General features: G+C 73.7%; 15 protein-coding genes. 7 read left to right on the forward strand and 8 right to left on the reverse strand.

Features of this window, described 5'->3' with window-relative positions; translation table 11 throughout:
- On the reverse strand, nucleotides 1-192 hold a 192-nt coding region (locus tag RM812_RS36365), incomplete at its 3' end, for a hypothetical protein (RefSeq protein WP_311583393.1).
- Nucleotides 193-260: 68 nt separating this feature from the next.
- On the opposite strand from RM812_RS36365, the gene RM812_RS36370 reads away from it, so the two are divergent.
- Nucleotides 261-2,036: a glycoside hydrolase family 15 protein gene (locus RM812_RS36370; RefSeq protein WP_311583396.1), complete on the forward strand. Its 1,776-nt coding sequence runs from the start codon at nucleotides 261-263 to the stop codon at nucleotides 2,034-2,036.
- Between the two features lie 84 nt (nucleotides 2,037-2,120).
- Here RM812_RS36370 and RM812_RS36375 read toward each other — a convergent pair whose 3' ends face one another.
- The 4 genes from RM812_RS36375 to RM812_RS36390 are packed head-to-tail and all read right to left on the reverse strand — an operon-like array spanning nucleotide 2,121 to nucleotide 6,967.
- The gene (locus tag RM812_RS36375; protein WP_311583398.1) at nucleotides 2,121-3,251 is read right to left on the reverse strand and encodes an XdhC/CoxI family protein; all 1,131 of its coding nucleotides are present in this window, start codon (nucleotides 3,249-3,251) and stop codon (nucleotides 2,121-2,123) included.
- Nucleotides 3,244-5,391 (reverse strand): xanthine dehydrogenase family protein molybdopterin-binding subunit, encoded by a 2,148-nt coding sequence (locus RM812_RS36380; RefSeq protein WP_311583402.1) that lies wholly within the window; start codon nucleotides 5,389-5,391, stop codon nucleotides 3,244-3,246. Before RM812_RS36380 ends, RM812_RS36375 begins: the two co-directional genes overlap by 8 nt.
- Complete coding sequence (locus RM812_RS36385; RefSeq protein ID WP_311583405.1) at nucleotides 5,388-6,380, reverse strand: FAD binding domain-containing protein; 993 nt, start codon at nucleotides 6,378-6,380, stop codon at nucleotides 5,388-5,390. Before RM812_RS36385 ends, RM812_RS36380 begins: the two co-directional genes overlap by 4 nt.
- On the reverse strand, nucleotides 6,377-6,967 hold the full coding sequence (locus tag RM812_RS36390) for a 2Fe-2S iron-sulfur cluster-binding protein (RefSeq protein ID WP_311583408.1): 591 nt from the start codon (nucleotides 6,965-6,967) through the stop codon (nucleotides 6,377-6,379). The genes RM812_RS36385 and RM812_RS36390 overlap by 4 nt, the downstream gene beginning before the upstream one ends.
- A gap of 208 nt (nucleotides 6,968-7,175) precedes the next feature.
- On the opposite strand from RM812_RS36390, the gene RM812_RS36395 reads away from it, so the two are divergent.
- Nucleotides 7,176-7,757 carry a TetR/AcrR family transcriptional regulator gene (locus RM812_RS36395; protein WP_311583411.1) on the forward strand — a complete coding sequence of 194 codons (582 nt, stop codon included), beginning with the start codon at nucleotides 7,176-7,178 and terminating at the stop codon, nucleotides 7,755-7,757.
- A 101-nt stretch (nucleotides 7,758-7,858) separates the two neighbouring features.
- On the opposite strand, the gene RM812_RS36400 is transcribed toward RM812_RS36395, so the two are convergent.
- Genes RM812_RS36400 through RM812_RS36410 form a run of 3 tightly spaced genes read right to left on the reverse strand, consistent with a single transcriptional unit; the run spans nucleotide 7,859 to nucleotide 10,517 of the window.
- Nucleotides 7,859-8,038 carry a hypothetical protein gene (locus RM812_RS36400; protein ID WP_311583414.1) on the reverse strand — a complete coding sequence of 60 codons (180 nt, stop codon included), beginning with the start codon at nucleotides 8,036-8,038 and terminating at the stop codon, nucleotides 7,859-7,861.
- Nucleotides 8,038-8,874 carry a response regulator gene (locus tag RM812_RS36405; RefSeq protein ID WP_311583417.1) on the reverse strand — a complete coding sequence of 279 codons (837 nt, stop codon included), beginning with the start codon at nucleotides 8,872-8,874 and terminating at the stop codon, nucleotides 8,038-8,040. The genes RM812_RS36400 and RM812_RS36405 overlap by 1 nt, the downstream gene beginning before the upstream one ends.
- Nucleotides 8,871-10,517, reverse strand: coding sequence for a sensor histidine kinase (locus tag RM812_RS36410; protein WP_311583420.1), 1,647 nt, complete (start codon nucleotides 10,515-10,517; stop codon nucleotides 8,871-8,873). The genes RM812_RS36405 and RM812_RS36410 overlap by 4 nt, the downstream gene beginning before the upstream one ends.
- A 303-nt stretch (nucleotides 10,518-10,820) precedes the next feature.
- Between RM812_RS36410 and RM812_RS36415 the strand changes: the two genes are divergently transcribed.
- From RM812_RS36415 to RM812_RS36435, 5 genes are all read left to right on the forward strand, one after another.
- Entirely contained in the window at nucleotides 10,821-11,807 is a 987-nt protein-coding gene (locus RM812_RS36415; protein ID WP_311583423.1) for a Bug family tripartite tricarboxylate transporter substrate binding protein, read from the forward strand.
- The gene (locus RM812_RS36420) at nucleotides 11,804-12,340 is read left to right on the forward strand and encodes a tripartite tricarboxylate transporter TctB family protein (RefSeq protein WP_311583426.1); all 537 of its coding nucleotides are present in this window, start codon (nucleotides 11,804-11,806) and stop codon (nucleotides 12,338-12,340) included. The genes RM812_RS36415 and RM812_RS36420 overlap by 4 nt, the downstream gene beginning before the upstream one ends.
- Nucleotide 12,341: 1 nt before the next feature.
- Nucleotides 12,342-13,841 carry a tripartite tricarboxylate transporter permease gene (locus RM812_RS36425; protein ID WP_311583429.1) on the forward strand — a complete coding sequence of 500 codons (1,500 nt, stop codon included), beginning with the start codon at nucleotides 12,342-12,344 and terminating at the stop codon, nucleotides 13,839-13,841.
- A gap of 543 nt (nucleotides 13,842-14,384) precedes the next feature.
- Nucleotides 14,385-15,137: a thioesterase II family protein gene (locus RM812_RS36430; RefSeq protein ID WP_311583432.1), complete on the forward strand. Its 753-nt coding sequence runs from the start codon at nucleotides 14,385-14,387 to the stop codon at nucleotides 15,135-15,137.
- A 282-nt stretch (nucleotides 15,138-15,419) separates the two neighbouring features.
- Nucleotides 15,420-16,100, forward strand: a complete 681-nt coding sequence (locus RM812_RS36435) for a PIG-L deacetylase family protein (RefSeq protein WP_311583434.1) — start codon at nucleotides 15,420-15,422, stop codon at nucleotides 16,098-16,100.
- Nucleotides 16,101-16,203: the final 103 nt, after the last annotated feature.

Here is a 16,203-nt window from a genome sequence, read left to right on the forward strand (position 1 = left end):
CATGCCGATCAGCCCGGGCAGCACCCGCACCCCGAGGGCGATCTGTTCGCCGACCACGGCGGAGCCCAGGGCGGGGGGCGGTGAGCGGATGGCTCGGTACGGTACGGCCCGGTCCGGTCCGGTGAGCGGAAGGACCGGTCCGGTGACGCCCCGGCCGCTGCTCCGACCGACGTCACCGTGGCCCGACCGCACACCCACGTCCCGGTGACGGCGGACGCGTCCGCCGTTTCGGTCACCGGCGCCGGGATAGCCGTAGCGTCATGAAGGACAGCGACGATCAGCGCCCGGCCGCGCCGGACCCGTCCTGCCCGCCCTGGGCCCTGCGCGAGTACGCCGTGCTCGCCGACGGCGAGCGGGGAGCGGTCCTGGATCCCCGGGGCCGGATCGTGTGGCTGTGCGCCCCGCGCTGGCACGACGACGCGGTGTTCTCCGCGCTCATCGGCGGCGCCGGGCACTTCACGGTGGAGCCGGCGGACCCCTGGCACGTCTGGGGCGGTTCCTACGAGGAGGGCACGCTGATCCGGGTGAGCCGGTGGGTGACCACCGACTGCGTGATCGAGTGCCGTGAGGCCCTGGCCATGCCGGCGCGCACGGACCGGCTCGTCCTGCTGCGCCGGATGCGCGTGGCACGGGGCGAGGCCCGGCTGTGCCTGGACCTGGACCCGCGGCCCGGTTTCGGGGACGGCCGGATGCGCGGACCCCGGCGGGAGCACGGGGTGTGGACGGCCGAGGGGCGGGGGCTGCGGATGCGGCTCGCCGGAGCCCCGGCGGCGGTCTGGCGGGCCGGTGCCGGGCTGTGCGGCGAGTTCCGGCTGCGCGAGGGCGAGTCACACGACCTGGTGTTCGAGCTGGCCGAAGGGGAGGAGACCGAACCGCTCGACGCCGACGCGCTGTGGCGGGCCACGGAAGAGGAGTGGCGGCGGGCCCTCCCGGACTGTTCACGGCTGGCCGCGCCACGCGACGCCCGGCACGCGTACGCCGTGCTGCGCGGACTGACCAGCGTCTCCGGCGGCATGGTCGCCGCCGCCACCACGTCCCTGCCGGAGCGGGCCGACGGCGGGCGCAACTACGACTACCGCTTCACATGGCTGCGCGACCAGTGCTACGCCGGTCTCGCGGTCGCGGCGCACGGCCCCCACCCGCTGGTCGACGACGCCGTGCGCTTCGTCGCCGAGCGCATCCTCGAGGACGGCGACAAGGTCCGCCCCGCCTACACCGTCGACGGGCGGCCCGTCGGCGGGGAACGCTCCCTGCGACTGCCGGGCTACCCCGGCGGCACCGACCACATCGGCAACGACGCGGGCGCCCAGTTCCAGCTGGACACCTTCGGCGAGGCACTGCAACTGTTCGCCGCGGCGGCCACGCACGACCGGCTGACCGAGGACGCGGAGCGTGCCGCCGCGGTCGCCGTGGACGTCGTGGAGCGGCACTGGCTCACGCCGGACGCCGGGCTGTGGGAGCTGGAGGACCGGTGGTGGACCCACTCCCGGCTGAGCGTGGTGTGCGGTCTGCGGCGGATGGCGACGGTGCTGTCCGGGCAGGAGGCGCGCCGCTGCGCCGCACTCGCCGACACCGTTGCCCGAGAGACCCGGCGCCGGTGCCTGGCCCCGGACGGCCGCTGGCGGCGGGCCGCCGACGACGACGGGCCCGAGGCCGCGCTCCTGGTGCCGCTGGCCCGTGGCTGCGCGTTGGGGGACGACGACGGCGCCGCCACCCGCGCGTACGTCGAGTCCCGGCTGGCCGAGGACGGGTACCTGTTCCGCTTCGAGCACCCGGGCACGCCGCTCGGTGATGCCGAGGGGGCGTTTCTGCTCTGCGGCTTCGCCATGGCGCTCGCCTGCCACCGGCTCGGCGACCGGGTCGGCGCGTTCCGCTGGTTCGAGCGCACCCGGGCGGCCTGCGGACCGCCCGGGCTGTTCGCCGAGGAGTACGACGTGGGCCAGCGTCAGCTGCGCGGCAATCTCCCGCAGGCGTTCGTGCACGCGATGATGCTGGAGTGCGCGGTCCGGCTGGCCGGCGAGTCGGCCCTGCCCTGACGGTCGTACGACCGCCCTGACCAGTCGTACAGTCGTACGACCCCCGGACCGGCCTCGCCGGTCAGTCGCCGCGGCCGACCCCCGTCAGGCGGCCGCCCCGGACAGGTCCCGGTGGATCGGTGTCGCACCGCCCGTGAGGGGGACGCCCGTTCCGCCGCGTCGGGCCGCGACGATCTCGGCCGCGATGGACAGCGCGGTCTCCTCGGGCGTCCGCGCGCCGAGGTCCAGGCCGATCGGCGAGCGCAGCCGGGCCAGCTCCCGGTCGCCCAGGCCGGCCTCGCGCAGCCGCCGGGCCCGGTCCTCGTGGGTGCGGCGGGAGCCCATCGCGCCGACGAAGGCGACCGGCATCCGCAGGGCCTCCGTCAGCAGCGGGACGTCGAACTTGGCGTCGTGGGTGAGCACGCACAGCACCGTGCGCTCGTCGGTCGGGGTGCTCCGCAGGTACCGGTGCGGCCAGTCGACGACGACCTCGTCGGCCTCGGGGAAGCGGGCCGGCGTGGCGAACACGGGCCGGGCGTCGCACACGGTCACGTGGTGGCCGAGGAACTTGCCGGCCCGCACCAGCGCCGCCGCGAAGTCGACCGCGCCGAAGACGATCATGCGGGGCGGCGGCACGCTGGACTCGACGAGCAGCGTGAGCCCGCCGGGGCAGTGCGACCCGTCCTCCGAGAGGCCGACCGTGCCGGTGCGGCCGGCGTCCAGCAGGGCCCCGGCCTCGGCCACCGCCGTGCGGTCCAGGTCCGGGTGGCCGCCGAGACCGCCTTCGTGGGAGCCGTCGGGGTGGACGAGCAGGGCGCGGCCGAGGAGCCCGGACGGACCCCGGACGACCCGGGCCAGGGCCGCGGTGCCGCCCCGGGCGGCGGTCGACAGCGCCGCGCGGAACACCTCCCGCGAGGACGCGTCCGCACCGACCGGCGTGACCAGCACGTCGATGACCCCGCCGCAGGTCAGACCGACCGCGAAGGCGTCCTCGTCGCTGTAGCCGAACCGTTCGCGCACCGTCTCGCCGTCCCGGAGGGCCGCGGTGCACAGCTCGTACACCGCGCCCTCCACACAGCCGCCGGAGACCGAGCCGATCGCCGTGCCCTCGCTGTCGACGGCGAGGGCGGCGCCGGGGCCGCGCGGGGCGCTGCCGCCGACGGAGACCACGGTGGCGACGGCGAACTCCCGGCCCTCGGCGAGCCAGCGGTCCAGCTCGTCGGCGATGTCAAGCATCCGCCGCTCCCCCACCCGCGGACGCCGCCGCCAGCACGCGGTCCGGCCGGATCGGCAGGTTCCGGTGGCGTACGCCGGTGGCGTGCCGGACGGCGTTGGCGACGGCCGCCGCGGCGCCCACGATGCCGATCTCGCCGACGCCCTTGATGCCGACCGGGTCGTCGGGGTCGGGGTCGTCGATCCAGTCCGCCTCGATGTCCGGGACGTCGGCGTGCGTGGCCACGTGGTAGCCGGCGAGGTCGGGGCCGTAGAGGCCGCCGGTGGACCGGTCCCGGACCGCCTCCTCGTGCAGGGCCATGGAGATGCCCCAGACCATGCCGCCGACGAGCTGGTTGCGGGCGGTGAGCGGGTTGACGATCCGGCCCGCCGCGAAGATGCCGAGCATGCGGCGCACCCGCACCTCGCCGGTGGTGGTGTCCACGGCGACCTCGGCGAACTGCGCCCCGAAGGAGTGCCGCTCCTGCTGCGCGAGGGCGCCGAGGGCCTCCGTCGTGTCGGACCGTACGGTGATGCCCTCCGGCGGGAGGCTCGTGCCCGGCGTGAGCCGCTCCCGCAGTTCGCGGGCCGCCTCGGTGACCGCCCAGGCCCAGGAACGGGTGCCCATCGAGCCGCCCGCGATCATCGCCGGTCCGAAGTCGCTGTCCCCGATGCGGACCCGGACGCGCTCGGGCGTGACCTCCAGCGCGTCGGCGGCGATCAGGGTGAGCGCGGTACGGGCGCCGGTGCCGATGTCGGCGGCGGCGATCCGCACGGTGAAGGTGCCGTCGGCCTCCGCGGTCACCAGGGCCGTGGAGGGACCGGCGCCGGCGGGGAAGGAGGCCGCTGCCGTGCCGGTGCCCAGCAGCCAGCGGCCGTCGCGACGCAGGCCGGGCCGCGGGTCGCGGTCCGCCCAGCCGAACCGGCGGGCACCCTCGTGGAAGCAGGCGGCCAGGTTGCGGCCGCTGAACGGCTGCCCGGAGACCGGGCCCACCTCCGGCTCGTTGCGCAGGCGCAGCTCGATCGGGTCGATGCCGCAGCGCTCGGCGAGTTCGTCGAGCGCGGACTCGATCGCGAAGGACCCCGGTGCCTCGCCCGGCGCGCGCATGAAGGTCGGGGACGGCACGTCGAGCCGGACCACGTGGTTGGCGGTGCGGTGGGCGTCGGCGTCGTACATCACCCTGGCGACACCGGCGCTGGGCTCGACGAACTCGTACACGGTGGACGTCCGGCTCAGCGAGCGGTGCTCCAGGGCGCGCAGCCGGCCGTCGGCGTCGGCGCCGAGCCTGACCCGTTGGGTGGTGGGGCTGCGGTGACCGGCCAGCGAGAACATCTGGCGCCTGGTCATCACCACCCGCACCGGTCGCTGCAGGACGGTCGCGGCCATCACGGCGGACACCTGGTGGGCGCGCAGGCCCTTGCTGCCGAAGCCTCCGCCGACGTGTTCGGAGCGCACCCGCACCGAGGACTCGTCGAGGGAGAACATCTTCGCGAGTTCGCCCTGGATCCAGGTGGTGCCCTGGTTGGAGTCGACGACCTCCAGCCGGCCGCCGTCCCAGAGGGCGGTGGCCGCGTGCGGCTCCATCATGCTGTGGTGCTCTTCGGGGGTGGTGTACTCCGCGTCCAGGACGACGGCGGACACGGCGAGCCCGGCCGCCAGGTCGCCCTTCTCGGTCTCCGCGGGCATGTGTCCGGCGGCCGGGTAGGCGTCGGGGTGGTCGGCGGTGAGCGCGACGTCGTGGGGTTCCTCGTCGTACGTGACGACGAGGGCCTCGGCCGCCTCCCGGGCCTGCTCGGGCGTCCCGGCGACGACCAGGGCGACCGGCCAGCCCGCGTGCGGCACCCGCTCGTGCTGGAAGACGGCGGCGGTCGGGTCCGGTCGGATGCCGAGCAGGCCGACGTAGTCGGTGTCGACGCGCGGGGCGTTGCCGTGGTGCAGGACGGCGAGCACGCCGGGCATGCCGAGGACGGGTTCGGTGTCGATGGAGCGGATACGGCCGCGGGTGACGGTGGACAGCACCAGCCAGCCGTGCGCGAGGTCGGCGAAGGGGATCTCGCCGGCGTAGCGGGCCGCTCCGGTCACCTTGTCACGCCCCTCCACGCGCGGGTGCGCGGTGCCGACGGCGCCCTTCGCCGCCGTACGGCCGGTCGTCGCTGTGGTCATCGGGCAGCCTCCTCGGCGAGTTCGGTCAGGACGGCCACCACGAGGTTGCGCATGAGGGTCACCTTGTATCCGTTGTCGGGCAGCGGCCTCGCGTCCGCGAGTTCGGCGTCGGCGGCGGCGGCGAAGGCCGTACCGTCGGCCGGTGCGCCGGTCAGCACCTCCTCGGCCGCGCGGGCCCGCCAGGGCCGGGAGGCGACCGCGCCGAGGGCCAGGCGCGCGTCGCGTACGACGCCGTCCTCGACGTCGAGCGCGGCGGCGACCGAGCCGATCGCGAACGCGTACGAGGCGCGCTCGCGTACCTTGCGGTAACGGGAGCGGGCGGCGACCGGGGCGGGCGGCAGGGTGACGCCGGTGATCAGCGCGCCGGGCGGCAGGGCGGTCTCCCGGTGCGGGGTGTCGCCGACGGGGAGGTAGAAGTCGGTGAGCGGCAACTCGCCCGGTCCGTCGAGGGTTTCGTAGGTGACGACGGCGTCGAAGGCCACGAGGGCCACGCCCATGTCCGAGGGGTGCACGGCCACGCAGTGGTCGGAGGCGCCCAGGACGGCGTGGTTGTGGTGTTCGCCGGTGAGGGCGGGGCAACCGCTGCCGGGGGCGCGCTTGTTGCAGGGCCGGCTCACGTCGGTGAAGTAGCCGCAGCGGGTGCGCTGGAGCAGGTTTCCGCCGACGGTGGCCATGTTGCGCAGTTGGCCGGAGGCACCGGCCAGGACCGCCTGGGTCAACGCCGGGTAGTGGCGGCGTACTTCGGGGTGGGCGGCGAGGTCGCTGTTGGTGACGGTAGCGCCGATGCGCAGGCCACCGTCCGAGGTCGGTTCGATGCCGTCCAGGGGGAGTTCACGGACGTCGACGAGCCGGGCGGGGCGTTCGACGCCGCTCTTCATCAAGTCGACGAGGTTGGTGCCGCCGCCGAGGAAGCGGGCGTCCGGGTCGGCGGCGAGCAGCGCCACCGCGCCGGAGACGTCGTCGGCGCGCTGGTATCCGAACTCCCTCATGCCACCGTCTCCTTCACGGTCTCGTCCTGGTCGACCCGGGCCGCGGCCTCGTGGGCCTCGGCCGCGCGGGCGACCGCCTGGACGATGGAGACGTAGGCGCCGCAGCGGCACAGGTTTCCGCTCATCCGCTCGCGGATCTCGTCCGGTGTCAGGGGTGGTGGTCCGGCCTCGGGCCGTACGTCGCCGGTGGCGGCGCTGGGCCAGCCGGCCGCGTGTTCCTCGATGACGGCGACGGCCGAGCAGATCTGTCCGGGAGTGCAGTAGCCGCACTGGTAGCCGTCGAGGTCGAGGAATGCCTGCTGCACCGGGTGCAGCCGGTCGCCCTCGGCCACACCTTCGATGGTCGTGATCTCGCGTCCCTCGGCCGCGACGGCGAGGTTCAGACAGGAGACGGCGCGGCGCCCGTCGACCAGGACGGTGCAGGCGCCGCACTGTCCCTGGTCGCAGCCCTTCTTGGTGCCGGTCAGGTCGAGGCGCTCGCGCAGGGCGTCGAGCAGGGTGGTGCGGTGGTCGACGGTCAGCTGGTGCTTCTCGCCGTTGATGTTCAGGATGATGGCGCTGGACGTCGACGAGGGCGTTGGGGCCATGGTCAGCCTTCTTTGGTGTCCGGTGACAGGTCAATGGGCTGTGGGCGGCGGGTTCACCCGTGGTCGGAGGGCACCGGCCGGTGCCGCCGACTGCATCCGCCGCTATGGTGAGGGGTAACCGGACAATTGTCCGTTCCATGGGAAACGTAACGGACAGCTGTCCGGTTAGCAAGCACGGGATTCGGCCACGGAACCCGGAGGAGGACGAGTGCCGCAGCCGAAGAAGGTCACACCCCTGCGTTCGGACGCGCAACGCAACCGCGAGCGCATCCTGAAGGTGGCCATCGAGGAGCTGACCCGCCGCGCGGACGCCCCGCTGTCCGCGATCGCCAAGAAGGCGGGCGTCGGGCAGGCCACGTTCTACCGCAACTTCCCGAACCGCGAGGCGCTGGTCCTGGAGGTCTACCGCTACGAGATGCAGCAGGTGGCCGAAGCCGCGCCCCAGCTGCTGGCCACCCGGGAACCGGAGCAGGCCCTGCGGGAATGGATGGACCACCTGGCCCGCTTCGCCATGACCAAGGTCGGTCTGGCGGACGCCATCCGGCTGGTCACCAGCGCGCCCGGGGGGCCGGAGAAGCCGGGGCCCGCCCCGGTACTGGACGCGGCCGGGCTGCTGCTCCGCGCCAACGAGGAGGCGGGCACCATCCGCCCCGGGGTGTCCCCGGACGACTTCTTCCTCGCCATCGGCGGTCTCTGGCAGGTCGATCCCCACGACGACTGGCAGCCGCGGGTCACCCGGCTCCTGGATCTCGTCATGGACGGTCTGCGCGCGGGGGCACCCGGCCGATGACCGACCGGGAGCGGCCCTCGCACGTCCACTGCCCCGCCGGGGCGCCTGTTCTACACGGAGTGACGAGGATCGACGGGGTATGACGGGGTGCGCGAAGGGGATCAGCCCAGGAACCCGATGTCGCCGGAGGTGATGGCCCGCCGGGGGAGGAGTCGCTGTGTCGCCGCGCCCGTGGCCGTCGCGCCGCGCCGTCCGGCGGTGCCCGTGCGCGGGCGGCCGGGACAGGTGCCTCGGCGGCTCGCCGAACCGATCGACGCGACGCCCGACGGGTCCGCGAGCATCACGGTGTCCTCGGCGACGGTGCTCGCCGCACAGCCGCGACAGGCGCTGTGACCAGCCCGTCCGCCCTCCGGGCGCGGCCCTCGGCGCCGCCCCGGCCGGACTCCGTGTGCTGTCCGCGGAAGCGGTAGCGGCGTTCGGGGCGGCCCGCCACGCCGTAGCGCAGGGAGACGTCCGCGCTGCCGACCGTGTGGAAGTACTCCAGGTAGCGGCGGGCGCTGACCCGGGACACGCCGGTCAGTGCCGCACACTCGCTGGCGGACAGCGTGCCGTCGGCGTCGCGGAGGGTGCGTTCGACGAGTTCGGCCGTCTCCACGCTCATGCCCTTCGGCAGGGCCGGGAGCGAAGCGGCCGGTGCCGCCGCCTTGGCCAGGACACGGTCGACGTCGGCCTGGCTGCGCACGACCGTGCCGAGCAGCCGGCCCCGCTGGACGGCGTAGCGCTCGAGCCGGACCCGCAGGTCCTCGAACTCGAAGGGTTTGAGCAGGTAGTCGACGACGCCGTGCCGGACCGCGCCGCGCACCGCGTCCGCCTCCCGGGCCGCGCTGACGACCATGACGTCGCAGTCGTGGCCGGCCGCGCGCAGCCGGGGGATGACGTCCAGGCCGAAGACGTCCGGCAGGTACAGGTCGAGGAGGACCAGGTCGGGGCGGAGTTCGCCGACGGCGGTGAGCGCCTGCTCCCCGGTGCCCGCGACTCCGAGGACCCGGAAGGGCTCGACGCGTTCGACGAAGGCCCGGTGGACCCGGGCCACCATGAAGTCGTCGTCGACCACGAGGACGCCGATCGCGTCGGCGGCACGGGGCGTGTCGGTCGTGCCGCTCGTACCCGTCGTCATGGTGCTGCTCCTTCCGCCACCGCGTCGGTGAGGTGGCTGACGGTCATGCGTGCGGTGAACACGGCCCCCTCGGGGGTGTTGGTCACCGAGATCTCACCGCCGTGACGTTCGCAGACCAGCCGGGTCAGCGCCAGGCCGATGCCGCGCTCGCCCTGTCGGGCGGCCTTGGTGGTGAAGCCGTGGGAGAAGACCTCGCGGGCCAGCCCGGGCGCCACGCCGGGCCCGGAGTCGCGGACCACGATCTCCACGCCGGCGGCGTCCTGCCCGAGCTCGACCTCGACCCAGGCCTCGTGGTCGTCGGCGTGCGCCGCGGCGGCGTCCACGGCGTTGTCGACGAGGTTGCCGACCACGGTCGCCACGTCGGCGGCGTCCTGGGGCGCCAGCCGGTCGAGGGCGGTGCGGTCGGAGATGCGCAGGGCGACCTTCCGCTCGGCGGCGAGGGAGGACTTCGCGGTGAGCAGCGCGGCGACGGCGGTGTCGCGGACCCGGCGGCTGAGGGTGACGTCCAGGGACTGGCGGCGCTGGTTGAGTGCGCGGATGTAGCGCACCACCTCGTCCTGCTCACCGATCTGGATGAGCCCGGAGATGGTGTGCAGCTGGTTGGCGAACTCGTGGGCCTGGGCGCGCAGCAGCTCGGAGGTGCTGCGGAAGGACCCGATCTCCCGTTCCAGGCGGGCCAGTTCGGTGCGGTCGCGCAGGGTGGTGACCGAGCCGAGCGGGCGGCCGTCCTTGACGACGGTCATGCGGTTCATCACCAGGACCCGGCCGTGGCGGACGACCACCTCGTCGCGCGGCTCCGCAGCGTCCGCCGTGGTGCCGGCCAGGACGTCGCGCAGCCGGCCGTCGATGCCGAGGCCGTCCAGGCTCTGGCCCACGCAGTCCGCGGGCAGGTCCAGCAGGCGCCGGCCCATCTCGTTGACCAGGGTGAGCCGGTGCTGCGGATCGAGGGCGACGACGCCCTCGGCGATGCCGTAGAGCATCGCCTCCCGGTGTTCGGCGAGCCCGGCGATCTCGCGCGGTTCCAGGCCGAGGGTCTGGCGTTTGACCCTCCGGGCGAGCAGCCAGGAGCCGGCCACTCCGAGGCCGCTGGCGATGCCGAGGTAGGCGAGCAGGTAGGAGGAGGCGCCGCTGAGGCGCTGCCACACCGTGGGGTCGGCCTCGCCGACCATCACCGTGCCGAGGTGCCGGCCGAGCGTCTCCCGGGTGGCCCCGAGCACCGGGACCTGGGCGACGAGCTCGCGGCTGCCGTGCAGGGTCAGCGGCCCGGACCAGCCGCGTCCCTCGGCGGCACCCTCGCCGAGCGGCAGCCGGCCGCCGATCATCGTGGGGTCGGTGGAGCTGACGACGCGGCCGTCGGCGCCGGCCACCGTGACCGACGTGATCCCGGACTGGGTCTGCGTGGAGTTCACCAGCGGGGCGAGGGCTTCCTGCGGCACGGGGCGCAGGAGCTGGCTGCGGACCAGCGGCGTCGCGGCGAGCTGTTCGGCCAGGGCGGTGACCCGGCGCCCCTCGACGCGGTTGAAGGTGGCCTCGGACTGGGCGAGCGAGACGGCGGCGACCCCGAGCAGCACCACCACGACGATGGCGAGCTGGAGGACCAGCATCTCGCCCGCGAGGGTCTGACGGCGGAAGGTGGGGGCCACGGCGGACTCGTTCTCGGCTGAGGGGGCGGGTGGGTGTGCCGGCTCGCCATCATGGCGCCCACCTGCGGCGAAGGAAAGAGATGTGCTGTCTTCGCAATGAAGCGGCGATGCACCGGCGACCCTGCGGCGACCGCAATGACCACAACCTCCCTTGATTCCGCAAGGAAGACACGCCGCCGGCGCGCGGGCACCATGTGGCCCACATCACCCCTCCCCACGGGGCTCCCCGTACCCATGAACCCGACCACTCCCCCCAACCGCTCCCCCTCAACCGCTCTACCCAACCGACAGGTGGTGTCATACGTGCGCCTGCGCACCCCCCTTGCCCTGCTCGGGGCCGCCGTGCTCGTGCTCGCGGGGCCGCCGTTGCTCTCCACGGGCAGCGACGCCGAGACCGGCACACAGATCCCGGGCCTGCGCTTCATGGTCCCCAACACGCCCGGCGGCGGCTACGACATCACCGCCCGCACGGCCGCGAAGAACGCCGAGGACGCCGGGCTCACGCACAACATCGAGGTGTTCAACCTCCCCGGCGCGGGCGGCACCGTTGGGCTGAGCCGCCTGGTGAGCGAGCACGGCAACGGCAAGCTCGCCATGTCCATGGGCCTCGGCGTCGTGGGCGCCGCCCGCTCCAACCACGCGCCGAAGACCCTCGCCGACACCACGCCGATCGCGCGGCTCACCGAGGAGCAGGACGTCGTGGTGGTCGCCAAGGACTCGCCGTACAGGACGATCGACGAGCTGATCGCCGCCTGGAAGAAGGACCCGGGCAAGGTCCCCGTGGGCGGCGGTTCGTCGCCCGGCGGGCCCGACCACCTCGCGCCGATGCTGATGGCGCAGGCCGCCGGGATCTCCCCCAGGGCGGTCAACTACATCCCCTTCGACGGCGGCGGCGAGCTGCTCGCCTCGATCCTCGGCAACAAGGTCGGCTTCGGGGTCTCGGGCGTCGGCGAATACCTGGACCAGATCAAGGCGGGCGAGCTGCGGGTGCTCGCGGTGACCGGCCCGGAGCGGGTCGACGACCTCAAGGACGCGCCGACTCTTCTGGAGTCCGGCTACGCCGTGGACTTCACCAACTGGCGCGGCATCGTCGCCCCGCCCGGCCTGTCCGACGCGGAGCGCGACAAGCTGACCCGCCTGGTCGAGGAGTTGCACGACTCCCCCGAATGGAAGAAGTCGATCGAGCAGAACGGCTGGGACGACGCCTTCCTCACGGGTGAGGAGTTCGGCGCGTTCCTGGACGCCCAGGACAAGCGTGTGGTGTCGGTACTGAAGGAGCTGGGGCTGTGACGACGCGGACCGAATCTTCCACGGAACCGGCCGTCGACCGGCGCTCGTGGCTGCGGGACCACTCCGAACTGGGCGTGTGCGGGCTGCTGCTGGCGCTCGGCGTGCTGGTCCTGACCGACGCGCTCACCATGGACGTCGACATCACCCAGCGCGGCCCGGTCGGCCCCAAGACCGTCCCCGTCGTGGTCGGCATCGGCCTGCTCGTGGTCGCCGCGCTGCTCGCCGTGGACGTCCTGCGCGGCGGCCGGGGCGAGGCCGAGGGCGGCGAGGACGTCGACCTGTCCGAGCCGGCCGACTGGCGCACGGTGCTGCTGCTCACCGGGATCTTCCTGGGCGCGGCCGTGCTGATCGAGCCGGCCGGCTTCCCCGTCGCGGGCGCGCTGTTGTTCTGGGGGGCCGCCTTCGCCCTCGGCAGCCGTCGCGTCGACCGCGATCCGCTGATCGCCGCCGTGCTGTCCCTGGTCACCTACGTCGTCTTCGACAAGCTGCTCGGAGTTCCGCTGCCCGGCGGTCCGCTGATGGGAGTGCTCTGACATGAACGCCTTGAACTCCCTCATGGACGGGTTCGGGACGGCCCTCACCCCGCTCAACCTGCTGTGGGCCGCCCTTGGCGTGCTGCTCGGCACGGCCATCGGCGTCCTGCCCGGCATCGGCCCGGCCATGGCGGTCGCGCTGCTGCTGCCGGTGACGTACGGGCTCGACCCGGTCGCCGCGTTCATCATGTTCGCCGGCATCTACTACGGTGCGATGTTCGGCGGTTCGACCACCTCGATCCTGCTCAACACCCCCGGCGAGAGCGCCGCCGTGGTCGCGGCCATGGAGGGCAACCCCATGGCCAAGGCGGGGCGCGGCGCCCAGGCGCTGGCGGCCGCGGCCATCGGTCACTTCGCGGGCGGCATCATCGGCACGATCCTGCTGGTGGCGCTGGCGCCCACGGTCGCCGACCTGGCGGTGGACATCGGCGCGCCGGACTACTTCGCCATCATGGTGCTGGCGTTCATCGCCGTGACGTCGGTGCTGGGTTCGTCGCGCATCAGAGGCCTGGCCTCCCTGCTGATCGGACTGACGATCGGTCTGGTGGGCCTGGACCAGATGACGGGCCAGCAGCGGCTGACCTTCGGCTCGCTGCAACTCGCCGACGGCGTCGACGTGGTGATCGTCGCGGTCGGTCTGTTCGCCATCGGCGAGGCGCTGTGGGTGGCGGCCCACCTGCGGCGCGGGGCGGCCGAGCCGATCCCGGTGGGCCGGCCCTGGCTCGGTCGCGAGGACGTGAAGCGGACGTGGAAGTCCTGGCTGCGCGGCCCGTTCATCGGCTTCCCCTTCGGTGCCATCCCGGCGGGTGGCGCGGAGATCCCCACGTTCTTGTCGTACGTCACGGAGAAGCGCCTGTCCAAGCACAAGGACGAATGGGGCAAGGGCGCCATCGAGGGCGTGGCGGGCCCCGAGTCGGCGGCGTCGGCCTCGGCGGCGGGCACGCTGGTGTCCATGCTGACCCTGGGGCTGCCGACGACGGCGGTCGCGGCGGTCATGCTGGCCGCGTTCCAGCAGTACGGCATCCAGCCCGGCCCGCTGCTCTTCGAGCGGGAACCCGAGCTGGTGTGGGGCCTGATCGCCTCCCTGTTCGTCGGCATGGTGCTGCTGCTCGCGCTCAACCTGCCGCTGGCACCGGTGTGGGCCAAACTGCTGCGCATCCCGCGGCCCTACCTCTACGCGGGGATCATGTTCTTCGCGGCGGTCGGCGCGTACGCGGTCGGCGGCGAGGTCGTCGACCTGGTGATCCTGCTGATCATCGGCCTGGTCGGCTTCGGCATGCGGCGCTACGGCCTGCCCGTCCTGCCTGCCGTGATCGGCGTCATCCTCGGCCCGAACGCCGAGCAGCAGCTGCGCCGGGCCCTGCAGATCAGCGACGGCAGCGTGACCGGCCTGGTGAACACGCCGTTCGCGGTGACGGTGTACGCGGTGATCGTGCTGCTGCTGGTGTGGCCGTTGCTGGCGCGGGTGGTGGTGCGCAGGCGGGAGCGGGTCGGGACCTGACCTGACCTGGCCTGACCTGACCTGGCCTGACCTGGCCTGACCTGGCCTCCGAATGCCCCGGGCGGGGCGGCGGCGGTCCGCGACGCCGGGTGGGACGGCGCCCGCCGGTCCGTTGCCGGAGGCGGGTGCCACAATCCAGCCGTGATCGAGAAGTCCGCCAACCGACAGCGTCTTCAACTGACAGCGTCCTGGAATGACGGCGTCCTCGAACTGCGCGACCAACCGGCCGGCGGCCACGACGCACAGCTGGAGGAACGCGAGGGGAGGGCAGGCCGGTCCGCGAGCGGGGGCGGTCGGTCGGTCCGCTGTCCTCGGCCGAACGGAGCCGACACCGCGCCCACCACCCGTCGGGCCGGGCACGCCGTGGCCGGGCCCGACGGGGCTCGGGTCGCCTGCCCGGACGTCGCTCCCGGCCGGCTGCCCGCGGTGCGACGGACCCCGATGTCCCCGCCGCCGATCAGGGGTTGTCGCCGTCGGACGGCGCTGGCAGGTTGGCTCTCCAGCGGCACCGCCCGGTGCCCGGACAAGGAGGCCGACGCGCGCATGGGACCGTCCACCGACCTCTGGCTGCGCCGTTACCACCCGGCGCCGCAGGCCCGTGTGCGGCTGGCCTGCCTGCCGCACGCCGGAGGGTCGGCGAGCTACTTCGCCCCGGTCGCCAGGTCACTGGCGCCCGGGATCGACGTGCTCGCCGTGCAGTACCCGGGCCGTCAGGACCGCCTGAGCGAACCGCCGGTCGACACGGTCGAGGCGCTCGCCGACCTGATCGCTCCGGTGCTGCTGCCGTACGCGGACCTCCCGCTGGCGCTGTTCGGACACAGCATGGGAGCCTCGGTCGGCTACGAGGTGGCGCGGCGGCTGGAGAAGGCAGGGAACGCGCCCCTGGTGCTGGTCGTCTCGGGCCGGCGCGCGCCCGTCCGTCACCGCGCCGAGACGACGCATCTGCGGGACGACGCGGGCCTGGTCGCCGAGGTGCAGGCGCTGGGCGGTGCCAACTCGCGGCTGCTGGACGACCCGGAGCTGCGGAGCATGGCGCTGCCGGCGCTGCGCAGCGACTACCGGGCGGCCGAGACCTACCGACCCGGTCCGGGGGCGGTCTCCTGCCCGGTCACCGCCCTGGTCGGCGAGTCCGACCCCAAGTGCACGCTCGACGAGGCGAGTTCCTGGCGCGAGCACACCGCCGGCGACTTCGCCCTGCACACCTTTCCGGGCGGGCACTTCTACCTCGACCAGCAGGCGCCCGCCGTGCTGGACGTCCTGGGCGAGCGGATCCGCGCACTCACCGCCGCACGGTGACGCCGGAAATCGCGAGCGCCGGACGGCCGCCCGGGACGGAATTCGGGGCGCCGAAGAGGAACAGCAGGCGTGCGGTGGGGCGCCGGAACTCGGGCCGATAGGGGTTGACGAGGAGCGAAGGCCGCTGGCACATTCGCTCCACGGCGGGAGGAATCGCCCCGGTCAACCGGCTTCGCGCACTCCCGGCTCTCTGCATCCGCATGTCGCACGGAAACAACGACCGGTATCGGCTCGGATACCGACGGCTCGGGCCCGAGGGCCCCGACTGGGGAAGGCATTCCGATGCAGAGGACGATCCGCAGACTCATGGTCGCGGTGGCTCACGGCGATGACGAGACGCTCGGCGCGGGCGGCACCCTCGCCCGGTTGGCGGACGAGGGCGTGGAGATCGCGCTGTGCGTGCTCACCGACGACGACGGGTCGCGCTCCCCGTCCGGGGAGGGTGTCACCAACCGCGTCGGCGCGATCGAGGCCGCCGCGAAGACACTGGGCGTCTCCCGGGTCAGCATCCACTCGTTCGGCGACAACCGGCTCGACACGGTGGGGCAGTTGGAGTTGAACCGGGTCTTCGAGAAGGAGGTCGAGGAGTTCGGCCCCGACACCCTCTTCACCACCAGCATGAGCGACCTGAACCTGGACCACCAGATCGTCAGCCGGTGCGCCCGGGTGGCCGGCCGGCCGGGGAAGGGCACGGTCCGCGAGGTCCGGTGCTTCGAGGTGCGGTCGGCGACCGACTGCGGCGAGGCGTCCGGGATGCCCACGTTCCGGCCGAGCCTGTGGCAGCCGCTGGACTCCCACCACCTCGAGCGGAAGCTGGAGGCGCTGCGCGCCTACGGTGCCGAGCTCCAGGAGTGGCCGTCGCCGCGGAGCGAACGCGGTACCAGGGCGCTGGCCGAGTACCGGGGTTCACAGGTCTCGGTCGAACTCGCCGAGGCGTTCGAGCTGGTCCGGGTCGTGCTGTGACGAGTCGTGCTGTGACGGGACGTGCTGTGACGGGTCACTCCCGCTTCTCCCGCCGCGCCCGCCCGGTGCCGTAGGGGTCCCGGGTAGGGGTAGGAAACGGCAC

The sequence above is a fragment of the Streptomyces lancefieldiae genome, assembly GCF_031845825.1.
GTDB classification, from domain to species: Bacteria; Actinomycetota; Actinomycetes; order Streptomycetales; family Streptomycetaceae; genus Streptomyces; species Streptomyces lancefieldiae.